At 47.2% G+C, this 250-nt stretch carries 1 protein-coding gene; it reads left to right on the forward strand.

Translation table 11 applies throughout. The features are described from left to right. A partial coding sequence (locus AAEZ05_RS29560) for a hypothetical protein (protein WP_350650184.1) occupies window positions 1-250 on the forward strand: 250 nt, incomplete at both ends.

Below are 250 nucleotides of genomic sequence, written 5' to 3' on the forward strand. Positions count from 1 at the left end.
TATTATTGATATTGCGGGCAATGAGCCGAATTCAGCACTTAAATGTATCCATCAGCTCAGTGTGGCAGGCGGTGCAACTGAAGCGACTTATGTAGCCATTGAGCAGCGTGTCGTTGCGGATCAAGACACGGCTGGTGCTTATCACCTAGCATTAATGGCACAAAATACGCCAGATTTGCCGATTGATGCGCGTCAGCTAATTGAATTGGTTGTCAATAGGGGTGATAACGATCAGCGCTTGGCATTACTC

Origin of the sequence: Pseudomonas sp. HY13-MNA-CIBAN-0226, from assembly GCF_040310305.1 — a bacterium.
Classification (GTDB): domain Bacteria; phylum Pseudomonadota; class Gammaproteobacteria; order Pseudomonadales; family Pseudomonadaceae; genus Aquipseudomonas; species Aquipseudomonas gregormendelii.